Consider the following 16,215-nt stretch of genomic DNA (forward strand, 5'->3'; position numbering starts at 1 on the left):
AGAAGACGATGGAACCGAGAATGCGAATCCTGGCGCGCGGCGCGGCTGCGCTGCTCCCCACCCTGCTGCTGGCGGCTCCCGCCCTTGCGCAGGAGGAAGCCACGGTCAATGCGGGCGATACCGCCTGGATGCTCACCAGCACCGCGCTGGTGCTGATGATGACCATCCCCGGCCTGGCGCTGTTCTATGCGGGCATGGTCCGCAAGAAGAACGTGCTGGCCACCATGATGCAGTCCTTCTTCCTGGCCGCGCTGTGCAGCGTGATCTGGATGGTGGCCGGCTACTCCCTGGCCTTTGGCGAGGGCGGCGCCTATATCGGCGACCTGTCGAAGCTGTTCCTCTCCGGCGTCGCCGAGAACTGGGACAAGCCCTTCACCCTTGGCAGCGGCGACGGCGCGGTGGCCTTCACCATCCCCGAGACCGTCTTCCTGATGTTCCAGATGACCTTCGCCATCATCACCCCGGCGCTGGCCACGGGTGCGGTGGCCGACCGCATGAAGTTCAGCGCCCTGGTGCTGTTCACCGTGCTGTGGTCGCTGCTGATCTACAGCCCGATCGCGCACTGGGTCTGGCATCCGAATGGCTGGATCTTCGCCCTCGGCGCGCTCGACTTCGCCGGCGGCACGGTGGTGCACATCAATGCCGGCGTGGCCGGCCTGGTCGCCGCCATCGTCATCGGCAAGCGCCACGGCCTCGGCACCGAGAACATGTCGCCCTTCAACCTGGCGCTCGCCGTGATCGGCGCCGCCCTGCTGTGGGTGGGCTGGTTCGGCTTCAATGCGGGCTCCGCCGGCGCCGCCGGCGGCCGTGCCGGCATGGCCATGCTGGTGACGCAGATCGCCGCCGGCGCCGGCGTGCTGGCCTGGGTGTTCGCCGAGTGGATCACCAAGGGCAAGCCCTCCGTGCTCGGCGCCATCTCCGGCGCGGTGGCGGGCCTGGTCGCCATCACCCCCGCCGCCGGCTTCGTGCTGCCGGTGCCGGCGCTGATCATCGGCATCGTGGCGGGCCTGGCCGGCTTCTGGGGCGCCACCGCCCTGAAGCACTGGTGCGGCTACGATGACAGCCTGGACGCCTTCGGCGTGCACGGCATCTGCGGCATCGTCGGCGCCCTGCTGACCGGCATCTTCGCCTATGGCCCGCTCTCGGCCACCCCGGCCCTGCCGGAGGGCATCGTCGGCTCCTTCGACCAGTTCCTGCTGCAGGTCTACGCCGTGGTCGCGACCTTCATCTTCACCGCCATCGGCAGCTGGATCCTGCTGAAGGTGGTGGACCTGACCGTCGGCCTGCGCGTGACCGAGGAAGAGGAGCGCGAAGGCCTCGACGTCTCGCTGCACGGCGAACGCCTGGGCTGACCGCCCATGCCTTCGGGACCGACAAGCCGGGGAGCCCTGCTCCCCGGTTTTTTTTCGGCTGCCGGTCAGGGCCGGGACGAGAGGGGCGGCACTCGGACGGGGCGCTCCGGCCCAGGGATGCGGCAGCCGGGACGACCGATCGGGCGGCGCCCGGCGGGGCCCGGATCGTCCCGCCGCCCCACCGGACGGCGGCAGCCTGACAGAAAACTGATCGGGCGGCGCCCGGCGGGGCCCGGATCGTCCCGCCGCCCCACCGGACGGCGGCAGCCTGACAGAAAACCGATCGGGCGGCGCCCGGCCGGGCCAGGATCGTCCCGCCGCCCCACCGGACGGCGGCAGCCCGACAAAAAAACGGCAGCCCGACAGAAAGAAACGAATGGTTGGGCTGGCGGTTCTGCGGACGGAAACGACCGGAACCGGGGGGCCGCATGGCCACGACACAACAACAGGACGCACCCAGCCTGCAGCGCGCCATCGGCCTGCCGCTGCTGATGCTCTATGGCCTCGGCAGCATGCTGGGCGCCGGCATCTACGGGCTGGTGGGGGAGGCGGCGCGGCTGATGGGCAGCGCCATCTGGATGGCCTTCCTGGTCAGCATGGTGGCGGCGCTGCTCACCGGCCTGTCCTATGCCAGCATCGCCAGCCGCTATCCGCGCGCCGGCGGCGCCGCCTATGTCACCCAGCGCGCCTATCGCAGCCCGATGATGGCCTATCTGGTGGGGCTGGCCGTCGCCTGCTCCGGCCTCACCTCGATCGCCACCCAGGCCAATGTGGTGGCGCGCAACCTGCAGGCCGCCTTCGGCTGGGAAGGGGTGCCGATCTCGCTGCTGGCGCTGGGCTTCCTGCTGATCCTGGCCGGCATCCTGCTGCGCGGCATCCGCGAATCGCTCTGGGCCAATGCCGCCTGCACGGTGGTCGAGGCCGGCGGCCTGCTGCTGGTGATCGCGGTGGGCATTCCCTATTGGGGCCAGGCCAGCCTGTTCGAACTGCCCGAGGGCGGCGGCGAGGCCAGCGCCACCGCGCTCCTGGTGTTCCAGGGCGCGGTGCTCACCTTCTTCTCCTTCATCGGCTTCGAGGACACGATGAACCTGGCCGAGGAGGTGAAGCAGCCCGAGCGCACCATGCCGATGGGGCTGATCCTGGCCATGCTGATCGCGACCGGCATCTACATGGCGATCTGCGTCACCGCCGTCTCCGTCCTGCCCTGGCGCGAGCTGGCCGAGGCGCGCGCGCCGCTGGCCGCGGTGGTGGAGCGCGCCGCGCCCTGGTTCCCGCCGGCCGGCTTCATCGGCATCACCATCTTCGCCGTCGCCAACACCGCGCTGGTGAACTACGTCATGGCGTCCCGCCTGCTCTACGGCATGGCGCGGCAGGGGCTGCTGCCGGCCTCGCTGGGCCGGGTGAACAGCGCCCGCCACACGCCGCATGTCGCCATCCTGGCGCTGCTCGGCGTCGTCATCCTGCTGGCGCTGGTGGGCGATGTGGCGGCGCTGGCGGCGTCGACCGTGCTGCTGCTGCTGTTCGTCTTCACCATCGTCAATGGCGCGCTGATCATCCTGATCCGCCGCAAGGACGAGAAGCGCGGCGGCTTCGAGGTGCCGGTCTTCGTGCCCGCCCTCGGCGCGCTGGTCTGCGTGGCGCTGATCGTGGTGCGGGTGGCCACCGGCGGCGGCACCGCGTCGCTGATCGCCATCGGCCTGCTCGCCGCCATCCTGGTGCTCTACCTGCTGACGGCGCGGCACCGGCAGGAGGAGGTGCGGAAATTCCTCGAAAGCGAGGAGCTGGGCTGAGCCTCAGCCCAGCCGCCGCCGGTTGCCCGCCAGCGTCCGGCTGACCGGGCGCAGGGCGGCGCCGGAGGCGGCGAGGCCGGCGCCGGCGCAGGCCTCGGCCAGCCGGGCGCCGCGCAGCGCCGCGCCCTGCCACCAGGACAGCCAGGCCAGCGCCGGGCCCGGCGGCACCGGCTGGCGTGCCGCCTGCAGCAGCAGCCGGTGCGCCGCCTCCAGCTCGGCCAGCCCATGCTCCAGCCCGACCCGGCCGAGCCGCGCCCAGCCCTCGGCCCAGGCGGCGCCGCCGGCGGCGAAGGCCAGCGCCTTCTCCGGCGCCATGCGGGCGAATTCGAGCCCGGTGGCATAGGCGCCGCGCCGCCGCGCCGCCTCCGGAGAGAGGCGGGCGGAGACCACCATCGGCGCCCCGGTCCAGGCGGCGCGCAGGGCGCGGGCCTGGCGGGCGGCACTCAGGACGTAGCGGCGTTGGCGCATGGCGGGGCTCCTCTGGATCGGCCGGCCATGCTGCAACGCGGCAAGGGTGGCAGCGGCTGCGCTATTCCGCGGCGCTGCCCGGCTGGGGGTCGAGCTGCGGATTGTCGAAGACCGGCTCGCGATAGGCGCGTAGCACCTCGCGCAGGGTCCGCGCCAGGTCCTGCTGCTCCTCCTCCGACAGGAAGCGCCCGATCGGCACGCGGCGGCGGCGCTGCACCAGGGCGAGGCCCGCGCGCTCCGACCATTCGACGCGGGTCCAGTAGGGGTCGAGGCTGGCCTCCTCGCGCCGGCCCAGCCCGTCGACGCGCCGCACCAGCAGCCGGTCGGGCCGCAGGGAGATCACCTCCCGCGCGCGGGAGGACCAGCGGTGATGCAGCAGCATCAGCGCCAGCGCGCCCAGGATCTCGACGCCGAGGAAGGGCAGGATCGGCCAGGCGCCGATCAGCGCGAAGAACAGCCCGCCCAGCACCGCCCAGCCGCCGGCCAGCGCCACCAGCACGAGATAGGGGCGCGGCCGTAGGCTGCGGTGGGGCGTGCTGACGGCCTCGAAGAGGATCGGTTCGGGGCTTGCTGACATCGCGCGCTAACATAGGCTCTGTCGCCGGGACGCGTAGAGCGGCTTCTGCGCCCCTGCCCTGCCCTTACCCGTCCGGCCGGCGGAACCCCGCCCCGCCGCCCGGACGGCCCAGCCTGACGAGTTCGCGATGAAGCGCCCCGCCCCCGACGCCGCGGCCGCCCCGGCCCCGAACCCCGCCGCCCGGCGCCGCAAGGCCGCGGCCATCGCGCCGGAGGCAGCCCCCGCCCCGCGCCAGGCCAGCCCGCGCCGCCCCGGCGCCCGGGCGGGCGCCGGCGCCGCGCCGCCCGGGGCGCCCCCCGCCCCGCCCCAGGCCGACCCGCTGGCGGCGCTGGAGGCGGCGGCGCAGCCCGCCCCGCCCGCCCGCGCCCGCCGGGCGAAGCGCCCGCTGCATGGCAGCGCCGAGGCGCCGCGCCGCGCCCGGCGCATGTCGGCGGCGCAGGCGGCCCTGTTCGTGCGCAGCCTGGCCCAGGCCAATCCGGCGCCGGAGACCGAGCTGCACTACACCTCCCCCTACACGCTGCTGGTGGCGGTGGCGCTGTCGGCCCAGGCCACCGATGTCTCGGTGAACAAGGCCACGGCCACGCTGTTTCCGCTGGCCGACACGCCGGAGAAGATGCTGGCCCTCGGCGAGGAAGGGGTGGGCGAGCAGATCCGCCGCATCGGGCTGTGGAAGTCGAAGGCGAAGAACGTCATCGCCCTGTCCCGCCTTTTGCTCGAGCGGCATGGCGGCGAGGTGCCGGCCGATCGGGCGGCGCTGGAGGCGCTGCCCGGCGTCGGCCGCAAGACCGCCAATGTCGTGCTGAACGTCGCCTTCGGCGAGGAGGCGATGGCGGTCGACACCCACATCTTCCGCCTGGGCAACCGCACCGGCCTGGCGCCGGGCAAGACGCCGCGCGCGGTGGAGGATGCGCTGATGCAGCGCGTGCCGCCCGAGCTGCTGCGCGACGCGCATCACTGGCTGATCCTGCACGGGCGATATGTCTGCAAGGCGCGCCTGCCGGAATGCTGGCATTGCGTGGCGCGCGAGCATTGCAACTACACCGACAAGGTGCTCTGGCCGCCCGCCTCGCGCCCGGGCTGAGGCCCGCGCCGCAGCGCGCCCTTCCCCGCCCCAACCCCTGGAGAAGGATCATGGCGGAGCTTTTCGCGGGGCCTGTCGCGGTGCAGTACGGGCAGGACTATCTGGCGCTGGAGGGCGGTTTCGACGGGGCGATGGAGGCCTGTTTCGCCGGCCAGAGCAACGGGCTGTGCGGCGCCCGCAACCCGGCGCTGCTGTTCCTGGTCACCGGCCTGCACACCGGGGTGGTCGGCCTCGGCATCCATCTCTTCGCCGCCGATCCCGGGCTGGATGAGAGCTGGGAGGAGATCGTCGAGCTGTCCTGCCGGGTGCCGCGGGGCGAGATCACGCTGATGGAATGGGCGGCCGATCGCGGCACCGGCATGGCGGTGCCGGCCGGGGCCTATCGGGTGCGCTACCAGGCGCGGGCGATGCAGGCGGCCAGCGAGCTGGACACGCTGGAGGGCGATACCCCCATCGACACCTACCGGCTGGATCTGTGGCCGGCCCCGCCTTCCCCGGACTGCATCATGAAGCAGAGCTCGGCCGTGGCCGCCTCTTGGCATGGCTGGGCGCAGCGGCTCGGCCCCGGCCGCTAGGCGAGCCTCGCCGCCTGCGGAACCGGTGCGCGATCGGCCCGCCTGCAGGAGAACCCTCCCTGCCCCACCCGCACCCCCCTGCCTGCCTCGCTGCCCGCTCCCCTGGGCCCCGGCGCCCCGCCGCCATGCAGCGCCCCCCGTCGCGGCCCTGACCGGCAGCTGCCAGAAAAACAGCCGACAGAAAAATGCAGGGCGGGTAAGGGGTTTGTGCGGTTGCGATGGGAAGGGCCAAGGCCTTATCTGACGGCCATGGCACGGCAACTCCCTCTCTTCCTGTCCCTCGCGGCGGCGCTCGGCCTTGTCTCGGGCGTGGCCATGGCGCAGCAGCAGCAGCGTCCGCAGGCGCTTGGCACCTTCCAGGACTGGACGGCGGCCACGCATATGGAGGGGGGGCGGAAGGTCTGCTACGCCTTCACCCGCGCCAGCCGCTCCGAGGGGGCGGGCAATCGGCAGAATGTCATCCTGACGGTGACGCACCGGCCGCAGGGGCGCGACCAGGTGGCGCTGCGCGCCGGCTACACCTATGCCCGCAATGCTGAGGTCAGCGTGACCGTGGGCGGCACGGAGCTGGATTTCTACACGGCGCAGGACAATGCCTTCGCCCGCGACGGGTCGCGCGCCGTCACCACCTTCCGCGGCGGCGCGCAGGCGGTGGCCAAGGGCCAGGGCCCGCAGGGCCGCGGCACGGCGACCGATACCTTCTCCCTGTCCGGCTTCACCGCGGCCTATGAGGCCATCAGCAAGGAGTGTCCGGCAGGCCGCCGGTAAACCGCATGACCGACACCGCCCCCCCGACTGCCGCGCCGGCCGCCGAGCTGCCCCCTGGGCTGAACGAGGCCGAGCGCGCCCGCATCCTGGCCAAGGCGGCGCTGTTCGCGCCGCCGCCGGCCACCCTGGCGGATGGAAGGCGCGACCTGGTCGGCCTGTCGCGGGAGGAGCTGGTGGCGGAGATGGTGGCGATCGGCGAGAAGCCGTTCCGCGCCAAGCAGCTCTGGCACTGGATCTACCACCAGGGCGTCACCGATTTCGCGCAGATGTCGACCATCGCCAAGGCGATGCAGGGCAAGCTGGCGGAGCGTTTCGTGGTCGGCCGCCCCGGCGTGACGACGGAGCAGACCAGCACCGACGGCACCCGCAAATGGCTGTTCGGCTTCCGCGACGGCCAGCAGGTGGAGACGGTCTACATCCCCGACCCGGAGGAGGATCGCGGCGCGGTCTGCGTCTCCACCCAGGTCGGCTGCACCCTGTCCTGCAAATTCTGCCACACCGGCACGCAGAAGCTGGTGCGCAACCTCGGCGCGGCCGAGATCGTCGGCCAGTTCATGGCGGCGCGCGATTCCTATGGCGAATGGCCGAGCCCGACAGATGGCACGCCGCGGCTGCTCTCCACCATCGTCATCATGGGCATGGGCGAGCCGCTCTATAACTACGAGAACGTCGCCAAGGCGATGCGCATCATCATGGATGGCGAGGGCATCGCGCTGTCGCGCCGGCGCATCACCCTCTCGACCAGCGGCGTGGTGCCGATGATGGATCGCTGCGGGGCGGAGCTCGGCGTCGGCCTCGCCGTCTCGCTGCATGCGGTGCGCAACGACATCCGCGACGAGATCGTGCCGCTGAACCGCAAATACCCGATCGAGGAGCTGATGGCCGCCTGCCGGCGCTATCCCGGCGCCTCCAACGCGCGGCGCATCACCTTCGAATACGTCATGCTGAAGGGCGTGAACGATTCCGAGGCCGATGCGCGCGAGCTGGTGCGGCTGCTCCAGGGCATCCCGGCCAAGGTCAACCTGATCCCGTTCAACCCCTGGCCGGGCAGCCCCTACGAGACCTCCTCCAACAACGCCATCCACCGCTTCGCGCGCATCGTGCAGGAGGCGGGCTATGCCTCGCCGATCCGCACGCCGCGCGGGCGCGACATCCTGGCCGCCTGCGGCCAGCTGAAGACCGAGAGCGAGCGGGCGAAGCGCCAGCGCCCCGCCGGCGCCGAAGCGGCCAAGGCCGACGCGGCGTGAGGGCCGCGTCCGGGGCGGCGGCGCGTCCCGAGGGGGGCGCCACCACCCCTGATGCCGCCCCCCCTGACGCCGCCCCCAGGGGGGGCCGGGAGGGCGGCCGCCCGCCGCTGGCCATGCTGCCGCTGCTGGCGGCGGCCGCCTTCGCCACCGGCTGCGGCATGCGGCTGCTGGACCCCGTCCTGCCGCTGATCGCCGCCGAGCTGCGCGTCACCGTGGCCGAGGTCGCGGTGCTGATCACCGCCTTCGCCCTGCCCTACGGCCTGTGCCAGGTGGTGCTGGGGCCGCTCGGCGACCGCTTCGGCAAGCTGCGGGTGCTGACGCTGGGGCTGGTGCTCTACGGCGTCATGATGGCCTGCTGCGCCCTGGCCGGCGCCCTGACGCCGCTGGTGGCGCTGCGCGCGGCCACCGGGGCGGCCGGCGGTGCCATCATTCCGCTGGCCATGGCCTGGATCGGCGACAATGTCCCCTATGCCGAGCGGCAGGCGACGCTCAGCCGCTTCATGACCGGCATGGTGATGGCGCAGCTGCTGACCGGCCCGGTCTCCGGCGCGGTCGGCCAGGCCTTTGGCTGGCGCGCCGTGTTCCTGCTGGTGGGCGGTGTCGCCATGGCCACGGCGCTCGCCATCATGCTGACGCTGGGGCGCGGGCTGTGGCGCAGCGGCGGCCCGGCCGGCCAGGGCTCGGGCTTCGCCAATTACGCCCTGCTGCTGCGCCGCCCGGCCGGGCGCAAGCTGCTGCTGGCCGCCTTCCTGGACGGGCTGCTGCTGTTCGGCGGCGCCTTCCCCTTCATCGGCTCCTACCTGATCCAGGGCTTCCATCTGGAGCCCTGGCATGCCGGGCTGGTGGTGGCGGGCTTCGGCCTCGGCTCGCTGCTCTACACCCGCATCGCCAAGCGGCTGGTCGGCAGGCTGGGCGAGGCGCGGCTGCTGCTCTCCGGCGGCATCCTGCTGGCCGGCGCGCTGGCGCTGCTGGCCATCGCCCCCTCCTGGCCGGTGGTGGCGGTGGCGCAGGCGCTGTGCGGGCTGTTCTTCTTCATGTTCCACGGCGTGTTGCAGGCCCGCAGCACCGAGGCCCTGCCGGAAGCCCGCGCCACCTCGGTCTCCGCCTTCGCCATGGCGCTGTTCCTGGGCCAGGGGCTGGGCTCGGTGGGCTTCGGCGCGCTGCTGGGCTTCGGCGGCTACAGCCTGGCCTTCCTGGCCGCCGCCACCGGCATGGTGGCGCTGAGCCTCTGGTGCCGCATCGCGGTGACCAACACCGCGCGCTGATCCTTTTTCGGTGCCGGGCCAGGGCCGCCCTGCCTCTGCGGGGCGGCCTTTTTCGTGCCCGCGGCACGGCCGGGGCTTTACAGCGGCGCAATTAAGGATATCGTTCATCCTTAAGGACAACAGATATCCTCAATAGGAATCCGCCATGACCCAGCGCCTGAACTACCCTCATCTCGCCCCCGCCCCCTTCCGCAGGATGAGCGAGCTTTCCGCCGCGGTGCGGGAGAGCAGCCTCGGCCACACGCTGATCGACCTGGTCGAGATCCGCGTCTCGCAGCTCAATGGCTGCGCCTTCTGCCTGGACATGCATGTGAAGCAGGCGAAGCTGCATGGGGAGCGCGAGCTGCGCCTGCACCATGTCGCCATCTGGCATGAATCGCCGCTCTTCTCGGCGCAGGAACGCGCCGCCCTGCTCTGGGCCGAGACGCTGACCCGCCTGCCCGCCGAAGGCGTCTCGGATGCCGTGTATGACAGCGTGCGCGCCGAATTCACCGAGACGGCGCTGGCCGAGCTGACCTTCGCGGTGATGGCCATCAATGCCTGGAACCGCGCCGGCATCGCCTTCCGCAGCGTGCCGGGCTCGGCCGACAAGCTCTACGGGCTGGACAAGGCGGGGCTGGCCTGAGAGCGAGATGAGGGGGCTTTGCCCCCTCAAACTCCCCCCCATTCTTTTCCCTGGGCAGGGGACAGGGTCCCCTGCACCGCCTTCAGTCGGCGAGTTGCCCCGCGCGGCCCAGCAGCCATTCCAGGCTGCGGCGGCGCTGCTCCTCCGGGATCTCGCTGCCCAGCATGGCCAGCAGGTCGGACAGCCGCACGCCGCGCAGATGCCGCCGCCAGGCCTCATCCGCCTCCCACATGATGCGGGCGATGGCGCAGGGCGCGGCATCGCAGAAACCCTGCGGCCGGCAGGGATTGTTGGCGCGGATATTCTGGCAGGCGAAGCTGCGTGCCTTGCCCTCCACCGCCTCGACAATGTCGAGGAAGCTCACCGCCTCGGGCGGCTGGCGCAGCCGGTAGCCGCCCGAAGGGCCCAGCGTGCCCTCCACCAGCCCCGCCTGCGACAGCGCCTGCAACGCCTTGGAGAGGTATTCCTTGGGCAGGCCATGGAACTCGGCCAGCGCCTTGGTGGACAGGGTGCGGCCCGGCGGCAGCCCGGCCAGCACGGCGCAGCAATGCAGCGCCCATTCGACCTGGCTCTTCAGGATCATCGGGCAGACCGCGCGCGCATCATGGACAGGAGATATCCATGATGCGCGGCGGATGCAAACCCCTCCGCCGAAACGCCTCAGGCGTAGCGGGAGAGGTCCGGCGCGGCCGGCTCGCGCGCGAAGAGCCGCACCGCCCGGTCGCGGATGGCGGGCCGGCTGGCGAGCGCCAGCGCGCCATGCAGCAGGCGGATGCCCAGGCGGCTCTGCGGATGCATCAGCCGCGGCGCCAGCTTCGGCACGCCCTGCCCCTCCCGCACCATCGGCCGCATGGCCGCCTCATAGGCGGCGAAGGCGGCGGCCGGATCCGCCTGGCGCCGCAACTCGCCGGCCAGCACATAGGCGCCGGTGATCGCCAGGGTGGTGCCGATGCCGGCCAGCGGCGTGGCGCACCAGGCGGCGTCGCCGGTCAGCACCACCCGGCCGGCCGACCAGCGCCGCAGGCGCACCTGGCGCAGCACGTCGAAATAGAAATCCTCGCTCCGCTCCATGCCGTCCAGGATGCGCGCCGCCTGCCAGCCGGCATCGGCGAAGCGTTCGCGCAGATAGGCCTTCTGGCGCACGCTGTCCCAATCCTGCTCGCCGCCCGGCTTCTGGTGCAGGGCGAGGTTGGCGCGGGTGGTGCCATGATTGTCGGGGCGCAGCGACAGGCTGCGGCCACCCGGCGCATTGTACCAGCGCCACAGCCGGTCATCATCCTGGCGGCGCGGGATGGTGAAATAGGCGATGGTCAGGCCCATCCAGCGCGGCTCGTTCCCGCCCGGAAACACCAGCTCGCGGGTGGAGGAGCCCACCCCCTCGGCGATGACCACCAGGTCATAGGTCGCACTCCCGCCGCCGGCGAACTGCACCCGGGCCCCTTCCGCGCCCTGGGCAATGCCGGTGATATGGTCGCCGAAGCGATAGGTCGCGGCTTCGCGGGCCGGCTCGTAGAGCAGCCGGGCCAGGTCGCCGCGCAGGATCTCCATCTCGGCGGTCGGGCCGTCCTGGGCCAGATCCCCGGCCAGGAAGCGCGCCACGGGGCGGCCCGCGGCATCGACCCAGGCCGTACCCTGCTCGCCGGTGCCGTGGTCGAGCGCCGCCTGCTCCAGCCCCATCCGGCGCAGCACCTCGCGCCCGACGCCGCGCACATCGACATTCTGGCCGCCATCGCGGAAGCCCGGCGCCCGCTCCACCACCGTGACGTCATGGCCCTGGCGGCCCAGCCACCAGGCGGCGGTGTTGCCGGCCACGCTGGCGCCGGAGATGAGGATGCGTCGCGGCAAGGCCGGGCTCCGTGCGGTGGGCGGATCACGCCCGATGTTGGGTGTCCCGGCGCGGCGTCCAGGGCGGCCCTCAGGCGGGCGCGCCCAGATGCCGCGCGTAGAACGGCACCAGCCGCTCCACCGCCTGATCGACGAATTCGGGCCTGTGATACAGGTCGTAATGCCCGGCGCCCTCGACCACGAAGAAATCCTTCTCCGCCGCCGGGGACAGGGCGAAGAGCTTTTCCCCGGCCTCGTATTGCCCGGTCGTGCCGCGCCGCCCGCCGACGATGATTTGCAGCGGCAGCGTCAGCAGCTCGGGCACCAGGCTGTAGGCGTCGAAGCCCAGGATGTGGCCATGGCTGCGGAAGGCCAGGCGGTTGGTCGAGTTCGGGTGCCGGTAGGGGGACTCCCGGTAGAAGGCGATGGCGTCCAGCAGGTCCCGGTCGGTCAGGCCCGCCGCCTGCGCCTCCGCCAGGCTGTCCGGGATCCAGGGCTCGCGCCGCGTCGCGGCGCCGCGCGCCTCGGCGGTGCGCTGCCGGCCGACCTCCTGCAGCATCTGGCGGAGATCCGGCAGCATGCGGCGGAAGGCCGCGCCGATATCGCTGGCCACCACGGTGCCGAGCGCCTTGGCCCGCGCCTCGGTCAGCGCCGCGTTCACGGCATAGCCGCCGCCGGCGCAGAGGCCGAGCAGCCCGACCCGCTCCTCATCCACCCAGGGCAGCGTCATCAGGTGGTCGACGGCGCAGCGTATGTCCTCGACCCGGAAGGCCGGGTCCTCGAGGTCGCGCGGCGCGCCGCCGCTCTCGCCCTGGAAGGCGGGGTCGAAGGTCAGCGCCACGAAGCCCCGCCGCGCCAGCCGCGCCGCATAGACCGCGCCGATCTGCTCCTTCACGCTGCTGCCGGGCGTCGACAGCACGATCGCCGCATGGCGCCGCGCCGGATCGAACCCCGCCGGCAGATGCAGCTGGCCGGCGATGTCGATGGTCTTGTTCCTGAAGGAGATCCGCTCCACGCCGCCTGTCCTCCTGCCGCCGCGCCCCCGCCCTAGCCGGGCGGCGGAGGGGTAACGCCGGACGCGGCGGATCGGACAGGCGCGGCGGCGAGCATCTGCCAGGCGGCCTCCCCGGCCATGGCGCAATGCCGCCCGGCCTGGTCGGGCTCGCGCAGCATGGCATCGATCGTCGCATCGGCGATGGCGCTGATCAGCCCGAGCACGAAGGGCAGCGGGGCGTCGCGCAGCGGCCCCTCGGTGCGGCTGCGCTCGACCAGCGCCTGCAGCCCGGCCATCGCCGCCAGCCCGGCCTCGCGGCTCTCCGGCGTGATGTCGCCGCAGACATTCAGATGCGCCAGCACCCGCCGCTTCTCCGGCCCCGACACCGCCCAGCCGATCCAGCGCGTCCACATCCGCAGCATCTGGTCGTGCAGCTCGCCCTCCTCGCCCAGCGCCTCGCGGATGACGCCGCCCATCTCCTGCTTCAGCGCGACATAGAGCTGGTTCAGCAGATCGGCCTTGGTCGGGAAATAGGTGAAGAGCGAGCCATTGGAGACGCCGGCCGCCCTGGCGATGGTCGCGGTGGGGGCACTCGGCCCCTCGGCGCCGATGACCTGCAGCGCCGCCGCCAGGATGGCCTGTCGCCGCGCATCGCTTCTCGGTCTGGCCACGCCCCGATCCTCACATTTGGTCACAGTTAAAAGAGTGTTCAGTCACTCAAAAATCCCTAGGTTTCTGCGGCCGGCTCCCCGCCGGACCTGGCCGGCCCGCCTCGCCCCTCGCCCCAGGACCGGGGGCGGGCCAAAGCGGTCCCAAGGCCCGGGGCAGGCTTCGCTTCCCATGGAGAAACCCTTGGATTTCCAGCGCATCATCACGGGCCAGGACAGCGCCGGCAAGGCGGTGTTCCTCGACCGGCTCGCCCGGCCGCAGCTCCTGGACTTCACCCATGTCCCGGGATTCGCCGTCTCGACCCTGTGGGCGACGGGCAGCCCGCCCCGCCTGCCCGAGGCGGTGACGGATCCGGTGCCGGCGGTCGCCTCCCTCGTCCCCGCGCCGGGCGAGACGCGCTGCGTCAAGGTCACCTTCCCCCCCGACAGCGTGCTGCAGGGCATCACCGACTGGGCGGCCGCCGGCGCCGAATACGCCGCCAAGCTGCCGGGCTTCGCCGAGACCTTCGAGGCCGACAGCCCCGGCATGCACACCACCCCCAGCATCGACTATGTCGTGCTGCTCTCCGGCGAGCTCTGGCTGGAGCTGGATGCGGGCGAAGAGCGCCGCCTGCGCGCCGGCGATGTGGTGGTGCAGAACGGCACGCGCCATGCCTGGCGCAACCGCAGCGACCAGCCGGCGACGATCCTCTCCGTCATGATCGGCGCCACCCGGTCCGGCGGCTGACGGCGCGCTTCCCGGACAGGCAGGAGGATGACCGATGCAGACCGTGCTGGTCACCGGCGGCAGCGGCTTCATCGCCGGCTGGACCATCGTCGCGCTGCTGCAGCGCGGCTACCGGGTGCGGACCACGCTGCGCGACCCGGGGCGGGAGGCCTGGCTGCGGGCGCGGATCGCGACGCAGGCCGATCCGGGCGGGCGGCTCGGCATCGCCATCGCCGATCTGGGCGCCGATGCGGGCTGGGATGCCGCCGTCGCGGGCTGCGACCATGTGCTGCATGTCGCGGCGCCGGTGGGGGTCGAGGCGCCGCGCGACCCGCAGCGCCTGATCGCGCCCAGCCGGGACGGCACGCTGCGCGTGCTGTCCGCCGCCTGCCGGGCGGGGGTGCGGCGGGTGGTGCTGACCTCCGCCATCGAGGCCTGCCGCCCGCCGCTGTCGAGCCCGGATGGCGTGTTCGACGAAACCGGCTGGACCGATGTCTCGGACCGGCGGCTCGGCCCCTACCGCCTGGCCAAGACCCTGGCGGAGCGCGCGGCCTGGGATTTCATGGCGCGCACGGCGGGGCCGACCAGCCTGACCACCATCCTGCCGGCCGCCGTGCTGGGGCCGGTGCTGGGCGAGGGCTATCCGCAGGCGCAGCGGCTGTCGCGGCGCCTGCTGGAGGGGCAGATGCCCGGGCTGCCGCGCATCGGCTTCTGCGTCGCCGATGTGCGCGACGTGGCCGATCTGCATCTGCGCGCCATGACGGCGCCCCAGGCGGCGGGGCAGCGCTACATCGCCGCCGGCGACTGGGTCTGGATGGCCGAGATCGCCGCCCTGCTGCGCGCCCATCTGGGCCCGCAGGCGGCGCGGGTGCCGACCCGCCGCCTGCCGGACTGGCTGGTGCGCATCGCCGCGCTGCGCGACCGCTCGGTGGGCTTCATCGTGCCGCTGCTCGGCCGCCAGCATGTGTTCAGCGCGGCCAAGGCGAGGCGGGATCTCGGATGGGTGCCGCGCCCGGCGGCGGAGACCATCCTCGACAGCGTGGCGGCGCCCGGGAGCGGGTGATCCGCCCGCCCCCGGCCCGCGCCAGGCCTCAGGGGATCAGCACCACCCGCCCCAAAAGGGAACCGCTTTCCGCATGGGCATGGGCCTCGGCCGCGGCGCTCAGCGGGAAGCGCCGGTCGATCACCACCTCGAGCTCGCCGGACGCCGCCCGCTGCAGCAGGCGCGACACGCTGCTGTAGACCTCGGGCTTCTCGAACTGCGTTCCCATGAAGACGCCATGCAGCGTCTGGTTCGCCTGCAGGGCGGGCCACAGGCTGACCTCCAGCCCGGCGCCGCCGGCATTGCCAACGAAGACGAGGCGCCCCTCCGGGCGGAGCGCGGCCAGCGAGGCCTGCAGGGTCGAGCCGACCGGGTCCAGGACCAGATCGACCCCGCGCCCGCCCGTGTGGCGCAGCACCGCCTCGACGGGATCCACGGCGCGGTGGTCGATGGCGTGGTCGAGGCCCAGCGCGGCCAGGCGCTCCGCCCGCGCGGCGCCGGAGACCGTGGCCAGCACGGTGGCGCCCGCCCGGTGCGCCAGCTGGATGGCGGCGAGCCCCACCCCGCCGGCGCCGGCCTGGACCAGCACGGTCTCGCCCGCGCCGAGCCCGGCGCGGGCGAACAGGCAGTGATCGGCGGTCCCGAAGGCGATCGGCAGCGCCGCGCCGGCGGCCATGTCGAGCCCCTCCGGCATCAGCCAGGTGCGGCTGGCGGCGACCGCGCGGAGCGCGGCATGGGAGCCCGCCATGTCGAAGCTGGTGACCTTCTGGCCGATGCGGCGGTCCCGCACCTGCGCGCCCACGGCCACGATCTCGCCGGCCGCCGCGAAGCCGGGGATGTGGTCGGGCCGCGGCGGCGGCGAGGCGGCGCGATGGATCAGGTCGCCGCCCTCGATGGCGATGGCCTCGACGCGGATGAGCACGCCATCCGGCGCGCAGACCGGGTCGGGCACCTCCTGGTAGCGCAGCACCTCCGGTGCGCCGGGTTGCGAGTACACAGCCGCCTTCATCACGTTCCTCCAGCCCTGTCCCACCCGCGCCGGCCCTGAGGCCCCGGCAGGGGCCGGCCCGGCCTGGCGTCCCTGAGGACCACCCGCCTGGCGCGCCTCCGCACCGGGGAAGCGGGCGGCGCAGGGTCACCGCAGCCGCCCGCTGCCTTGCCGCGGAAGATCCTGAAGATGGGGGCCGGGCCGGGGTTTGCCGTCGCGCGCGGCCGCTTCTCCCTCCCAGTTGA

17 protein-coding genes are annotated in these 16,215 nt (G+C 73.0%); 10 read left to right on the forward strand and 7 right to left on the reverse strand.

Going from position 1 to position 16,215, the window contains the following annotated elements; translation table 11 throughout:
- Positions 1-20 precede the first annotated feature (20 nt).
- Complete coding sequence (locus tag QE401_RS14025) at positions 21-1,352, forward strand: ammonium transporter (RefSeq protein ID WP_307138799.1); 1,332 nt, start codon at positions 21-23, stop codon at positions 1,350-1,352.
- A 428-nt stretch (positions 1,353-1,780) separates the two neighbouring features.
- The gene (locus QE401_RS14030; RefSeq protein ID WP_307138800.1) at positions 1,781-3,142 is read left to right on the forward strand and encodes an APC family permease; all 1,362 of its coding nucleotides are present in this window, start codon (positions 1,781-1,783) and stop codon (positions 3,140-3,142) included.
- Between the two features lie 3 nt (positions 3,143-3,145).
- Here QE401_RS14030 and QE401_RS14035 read toward each other — a convergent pair whose 3' ends face one another.
- Both QE401_RS14035 and QE401_RS14040 read right to left on the reverse strand, forming a co-directional pair.
- Complete coding sequence (locus QE401_RS14035) at positions 3,146-3,610, reverse strand: hypothetical protein (RefSeq protein ID WP_307138801.1); 465 nt, start codon at positions 3,608-3,610, stop codon at positions 3,146-3,148.
- A gap of 61 nt (positions 3,611-3,671) precedes the next feature.
- Positions 3,672-4,187: a DUF2244 domain-containing protein gene (locus QE401_RS14040; RefSeq protein ID WP_307138802.1), complete on the reverse strand. Its 516-nt coding sequence runs from the start codon at positions 4,185-4,187 to the stop codon at positions 3,672-3,674.
- A gap of 424 nt (positions 4,188-4,611) precedes the next feature.
- On the opposite strand from QE401_RS14040, the gene nth reads away from it, so the two are divergent.
- The 6 genes from nth to QE401_RS14070 all read left to right on the forward strand — a co-directional run bounded on the left by nth (position 4,612) and on the right by QE401_RS14070 (position 9,748).
- Positions 4,612-5,268: an endonuclease III gene (gene nth / locus QE401_RS14045; RefSeq protein WP_307140246.1), complete on the forward strand. Its 657-nt coding sequence runs from the start codon at positions 4,612-4,614 to the stop codon at positions 5,266-5,268.
- A 50-nt stretch (positions 5,269-5,318) separates the two neighbouring features.
- Complete coding sequence (locus QE401_RS14050; protein WP_307138803.1) at positions 5,319-5,843, forward strand: hypothetical protein; 525 nt, start codon at positions 5,319-5,321, stop codon at positions 5,841-5,843.
- A gap of 249 nt (positions 5,844-6,092) precedes the next feature.
- On the forward strand, positions 6,093-6,611 hold the full coding sequence (locus QE401_RS14055; RefSeq protein ID WP_307138804.1) for an invasion associated locus B family protein: 519 nt from the start codon (positions 6,093-6,095) through the stop codon (positions 6,609-6,611).
- A 5-nt stretch (positions 6,612-6,616) separates the two neighbouring features.
- On the forward strand, positions 6,617-7,858 hold the full coding sequence (rlmN, locus tag QE401_RS14060) for a dual-specificity RNA methyltransferase RlmN (protein ID WP_307138805.1): 1,242 nt from the start codon (positions 6,617-6,619) through the stop codon (positions 7,856-7,858).
- Between the two features lie 113 nt (positions 7,859-7,971).
- Positions 7,972-9,123 (forward strand): MFS transporter, encoded by a 1,152-nt coding sequence (locus tag QE401_RS14065; protein WP_307138806.1) that lies wholly within the window; start codon positions 7,972-7,974, stop codon positions 9,121-9,123.
- Positions 9,124-9,268: 145 nt separating this feature from the next.
- Entirely contained in the window at positions 9,269-9,748 is a 480-nt protein-coding gene (locus tag QE401_RS14070; protein ID WP_307138807.1) for a carboxymuconolactone decarboxylase family protein, read from the forward strand.
- 82 nt (positions 9,749-9,830) lie between these two features.
- On the opposite strand, the gene QE401_RS14075 is transcribed toward QE401_RS14070, so the two are convergent.
- From QE401_RS14075 to QE401_RS14090, 4 genes are all read right to left on the reverse strand, one after another.
- A complete protein-coding gene (locus QE401_RS14075) occupies positions 9,831-10,331 on the reverse strand; it encodes an RrF2 family transcriptional regulator (protein WP_307138808.1) in 501 nt (166 codons plus the stop codon).
- A gap of 77 nt (positions 10,332-10,408) precedes the next feature.
- Positions 10,409-11,593, reverse strand: coding sequence for an FAD-dependent monooxygenase (locus QE401_RS14080; RefSeq protein ID WP_307138809.1), 1,185 nt, complete (start codon positions 11,591-11,593; stop codon positions 10,409-10,411).
- A gap of 70 nt (positions 11,594-11,663) precedes the next feature.
- Entirely contained in the window at positions 11,664-12,587 is a 924-nt protein-coding gene (locus tag QE401_RS14085) for an alpha/beta hydrolase (RefSeq protein ID WP_307138810.1), read from the reverse strand.
- Positions 12,588-12,619: 32 nt separating this feature from the next.
- A complete protein-coding gene (locus QE401_RS14090) occupies positions 12,620-13,237 on the reverse strand; it encodes a TetR/AcrR family transcriptional regulator (RefSeq protein WP_307138811.1) in 618 nt (205 codons plus the stop codon).
- A gap of 169 nt (positions 13,238-13,406) precedes the next feature.
- Here QE401_RS14090 and QE401_RS14095 point away from each other — a divergent pair, with 169 nt between their 5' ends.
- Positions 13,407-13,961 carry a cupin domain-containing protein gene (locus QE401_RS14095; protein ID WP_307138812.1) on the forward strand — a complete coding sequence of 185 codons (555 nt, stop codon included), beginning with the start codon at positions 13,407-13,409 and terminating at the stop codon, positions 13,959-13,961.
- 34 nt (positions 13,962-13,995) lie between these two features.
- Complete coding sequence (locus QE401_RS14100) at positions 13,996-15,003, forward strand: NAD-dependent epimerase/dehydratase family protein (protein WP_307138813.1); 1,008 nt, start codon at positions 13,996-13,998, stop codon at positions 15,001-15,003.
- Positions 15,004-15,031: 28 nt separating this feature from the next.
- On the opposite strand, the gene QE401_RS14105 is transcribed toward QE401_RS14100, so the two are convergent.
- Positions 15,032-15,991: a quinone oxidoreductase family protein gene (locus QE401_RS14105; RefSeq protein WP_307138814.1), complete on the reverse strand. Its 960-nt coding sequence runs from the start codon at positions 15,989-15,991 to the stop codon at positions 15,032-15,034.
- Positions 15,992-16,215: the final 224 nt, after the last annotated feature.

Origin of the sequence: Pseudoroseomonas cervicalis (assembly GCF_030818485.1) — a bacterium.
Classification (GTDB): Bacteria; Pseudomonadota; Alphaproteobacteria; order Acetobacterales; family Acetobacteraceae; genus Pseudoroseomonas; species Pseudoroseomonas cervicalis_A.

Excerpts from the sequence above, each read along its gene's own strand:
- QE401_RS14025 (WP_307138799.1), top strand. The coding sequence starts at position 21 with ATGCGAATCCTGGCGCGCGGCGCGGCTGCGCTGCTCCCCACCCTGCTG.
- QE401_RS14030 (WP_307138800.1), top strand. The coding sequence starts at position 1,781 with ATGGCCACGACACAACAACAGGACGCACCCAGCCTGCAGCGCGCCATC.
- QE401_RS14035 (WP_307138801.1), bottom strand. The coding sequence starts at position 3,610 with ATGCGCCAACGCCGCTACGTCCTGAGTGCCGCCCGCCAGGCCCGCGCC.
- QE401_RS14040 (WP_307138802.1), bottom strand. The coding sequence starts at position 4,187 with ATGTCAGCAAGCCCCGAACCGATCCTCTTCGAGGCCGTCAGCACGCCC.
- nth (WP_307140246.1), top strand. The coding sequence starts at position 4,612 with ATGTCGGCGGCGCAGGCGGCCCTGTTCGTGCGCAGCCTGGCCCAGGCC.
- QE401_RS14050 (WP_307138803.1), top strand. The coding sequence starts at position 5,319 with ATGGCGGAGCTTTTCGCGGGGCCTGTCGCGGTGCAGTACGGGCAGGAC.
- QE401_RS14055 (WP_307138804.1), top strand. The coding sequence starts at position 6,093 with ATGGCACGGCAACTCCCTCTCTTCCTGTCCCTCGCGGCGGCGCTCGGC.
- rlmN (WP_307138805.1), top strand. The coding sequence starts at position 6,617 with ATGACCGACACCGCCCCCCCGACTGCCGCGCCGGCCGCCGAGCTGCCC.
- QE401_RS14065 (WP_307138806.1), top strand. The coding sequence starts at position 7,972 with ATGCTGCCGCTGCTGGCGGCGGCCGCCTTCGCCACCGGCTGCGGCATG.
- QE401_RS14070 (WP_307138807.1), top strand. The coding sequence starts at position 9,269 with ATGACCCAGCGCCTGAACTACCCTCATCTCGCCCCCGCCCCCTTCCGC.
- QE401_RS14075 (WP_307138808.1), bottom strand. The coding sequence starts at position 10,331 with ATGATCCTGAAGAGCCAGGTCGAATGGGCGCTGCATTGCTGCGCCGTG.
- QE401_RS14095 (WP_307138812.1), top strand. The coding sequence starts at position 13,407 with ATGGAGAAACCCTTGGATTTCCAGCGCATCATCACGGGCCAGGACAGC.
- QE401_RS14100 (WP_307138813.1), top strand. The coding sequence starts at position 13,996 with ATGCAGACCGTGCTGGTCACCGGCGGCAGCGGCTTCATCGCCGGCTGG.
- QE401_RS14105 (WP_307138814.1), bottom strand. The coding sequence starts at position 15,991 with ATGAAGGCGGCTGTGTACTCGCAACCCGGCGCACCGGAGGTGCTGCGC.